Below are 2,894 nucleotides of genomic sequence, written 5' to 3'. Positions count from 1 at the left end.
TACTGGGCGAGGCCCTGCAACGCGCACACGAGCTCGCAGTAGACGACACCTGTCGAGAGCGGATCGAGGTCCCCGGACACGGTCGCCACCCCGGCCTCGTCGAGCAGTGCCAGACCTTGCTGGACATCGCCGTCCAGGATGAGCAGCCGGGCTTCTGCGACCCGTCCCAGGGCGCACGCCGCCGGGTCCCACGTCGAGCCCAGCTCGATGGCACGCCGGGCCGACCGCCGGGCGTTGGGCAGGTCGCCGGTCAGCATCCGCTCGAAGGTGCGGACGACCGCCACCCACGCGTGCGTCGGCGTCTCGCCCCGACCTTCGAGAAGCCGGTCCGCTCGCGCCATCCAGCCGCGCACGGGTGCCATGAGCGCGGTGTCGAACAGCAGGTGCATCGCGACGCGAACGGCCGCGCCTGCTGCCGCGACCTCGTCCCCTGCCTGCACGTATGTGGCGTGGGCGCGCTCCCACGCCTCGATGGTCACATCGAGATGGCCGGCCGCATAGGCGACCTCGGCAAGCACCGGCAGATCGGTGGCGCCGAGGAGCCCGTACCCATCCGCCTCCATGAGCAGTTCGAAGGCCCGCTGCCAGTCTCGCCCCGCGGCCGCGTCACGTGCCTGCTCGACGAGGCCCAGAGCAGCGCCACCGCTCATCGCACGCCTCCCGATCCATGGCCGACCGGAGCCCCGGTCAATCGGCGCCGAACGTAACCCAGCGGGTTACCGCCGTAACAGTCTTGCTCACGCATCTCGGGTGGGGACCACGAATCCCCGAGCCAACGAGACAACCCCGAGGAGACCTCATGAAGAGCGCACCAACCGCTCCCGAGGAAGCCGCGATGTCGGCGAACATCACGCGCCGCCCGCGATCAGGAACCGTCCACACGAATGGGCAGGACGTGTTCTACGAGATTCATGGAGACGGCCCTCCACTCGTCCTGGTGATGGGGATCGGTTACGACTCGTCGCTGTGGACGCTGCACCAAGTCCCGGCGCTCTCCGCTCGGTTCCGTGTCGTCCTCCTCGACAACCGGGACGCCGGCCGCAGCTCCCGGGCCGATCGCCCCTACACCATCGCGGACATGGCTGACGACGTGGCCGGCCTGCTCGACGCGCTCGACATCGACCGCACCCATCTACTGGGCCTGTCCATGGGAAGCATGATCGGGATGGAGTTCGCGCTACGGCACGGCGATCGACTGGATCGGCTCGTGCTGGCGGGTCCAGGTGCGGCACCGGCTCGCAGCGCCGTCGAGCCGATCTCGGTCTGGAACTGGGTCAAGGCCAACGACCCCAGCGGAGACGTGTTCGGCGCTCAGCAGCTCGCGTGGCTCTTCTCCTCGGCCTTCCTGCGCAACCACCAGGCGGTGCAGGAGACGGTCGCATTGCTCGCCAGCAACCCGAACCCGATCGACCCCGAGGCCTACGATCGCCAGGCCCAGGCGTATCTGCAGTTCGACGCCCTCGCTCGGCTCGGCGGCATCGAGGCCCCCACCCTGGTGATCGTCGGTGAGCAGGATCTTCTGACGCCGCCGTGGACCGCACGCGAGGTGGCCAAGGGGATCCCCGGAGCCCGGTTCGAACTCGTCACAGGCGACGGTTCCTCACACGTGATGCCGCTGGAGCGCCCAGACGACTTCAACCAGTCGGTGATGAACTTCCTCGCCGGTTGACAGGTCCGACGTCAAGATCTTGAGATCCCGACTACTCCCTCTCGGCAAGGGCCAGCGCCTGTTCTCGAGTCACGGTCAAGGAGTGCTTGCTCTTCGCGTGATCCTGGGCGTTCTCGACGACTTCGTCGTCGGTTCGGCCGCGGATCGGCGTCCCGCAGTCGCACTTGATGACCCATCCCATGTCGCTGCCTCCCTGGCTTGGGTCGCTCACGCCGGGCTCCGACGCAACGCTGCCCACTTGCTCCGTGACCCGAGATAGTGGTGGATCTCCTTGATCGACCCCGATCCTTCACCCACCGATGACGCCACCCGCTTCATGGATCGTGACCGGACGTCCCCGACCGCGAATACGCCCGGAACGCTTGCTTCGAAGGCGCGCGGCGAGCGCGGGAGGAGCCAGTCGTCGAGGAGACCGTCGTGAGCCAGCTCGGCGCCTGCGACCACGAAGCCGTGTGCGTCCCGGGCCACCTGGGGTGGGAGCCATGTGGTGTGCGGTCTGGCCCCGATCAGCACGAAGAGCGCGTCGGCCGGCACGGACGTGGTGGTGCCGCCGGCTGCGTCGTCAGCGATCACCAGCGTCTCGAGGCGACCGTTGCCAGAGCCGTCGACCACACGCGTCCGTAGCCGGACGTCGATGTTGGTCGCGGCCGAGATCTCGTCCATCAAGTACTTGGACATGCTCTTGCCGAGGTTGTCGCCCCGCACGATGAGCGTGACCTCGGCTGCCCACTTCGCCAGGTGAAGGGCGGCCTGTCCCGCCGAGTTCCCGGCACCGACCAGGAAGGCACGCCCTCCCGCCAGATTCCTGGCCTCGGCGGGCGAGGCGCCGTAATAGACGCCACTCCCCACCAATCGCTCGAGCGAAGGGATGTCCAACCGGTTGTAGCTGACCCCGCACGCCAGGATGACGGCGCTCGCACCTATCTCCGTCCCGTCGGCCGTGACGAGCACGTGGAAGTCGTCGTGGCAGCGGAGTCCTGACACGTCCTGATCCAGGAAGGCCGCACCGAACACCCACGCCTGCTCGTACGCTTGTCTCGCGAGCTCCGCTCCTGGGACTCCCCGGGCGAATCCCAGGTAATTGCGGATCATCGAGCTCGACCCGGCCTGGCCACCGATGGCACCACGCTCGATCACGATGGTCTCGAGACCCTCCGACGAGCCGTACACGGCGGCAGCCAGGCCGGCGGGGCCGGCCCCGACGATTGCCACGTCGAAGTGCGCG

The 2,894-nt window shown here is 68.2% G+C and carries 4 protein-coding genes; 1 reads left to right on the top strand and 3 read right to left on the bottom strand.

Annotated features, from left to right (window positions below):
• Positions 1-650: hypothetical protein (locus VJN29_RS13840; protein ID WP_324144213.1), on the bottom strand; the 650-nt coding region annotated here is incomplete at its 3' end.
• A gap of 149 nt (positions 651-799) precedes the next feature.
• On the opposite strand from VJN29_RS13840, the gene VJN29_RS13835 reads away from it, so the two are divergent.
• A complete protein-coding gene (locus VJN29_RS13835; protein ID WP_324144212.1) occupies positions 800-1,669 on the top strand; it encodes an alpha/beta fold hydrolase in 870 nt (289 codons plus the stop codon).
• A 31-nt stretch (positions 1,670-1,700) separates the two neighbouring features.
• Here VJN29_RS13835 and VJN29_RS13830 read toward each other — a convergent pair whose 3' ends face one another.
• Positions 1,701-1,880 (bottom strand): DUF1059 domain-containing protein, encoded by a 180-nt coding sequence (locus tag VJN29_RS13830; protein ID WP_324144211.1) that lies wholly within the window; start codon positions 1,878-1,880, stop codon positions 1,701-1,703.
• On the bottom strand, positions 1,877-2,894 hold a 1,018-nt coding region (locus VJN29_RS13825; protein WP_324144210.1), incomplete at its 5' end, for an NAD(P)/FAD-dependent oxidoreductase. The genes VJN29_RS13825 and VJN29_RS13830, both read right to left, overlap by 4 nt.

The organism is Intrasporangium sp. (assembly GCF_035280925.1).
In the GTDB taxonomy this organism is placed as follows: domain Bacteria; phylum Actinomycetota; class Actinomycetes; order Actinomycetales; family Dermatophilaceae; genus Intrasporangium.
This window is presented reverse-complemented; position numbering and strand designations above follow the sequence as displayed.

Bases quoted from the DNA above. Each gene is read 5' to 3' on its own strand.
- VJN29_RS13835 (WP_324144212.1), top strand. From the start codon at position 800: ATGAAGAGCGCACCAACCGCTCCCGAGGAAGCCGCGATGTCGGCGAAC.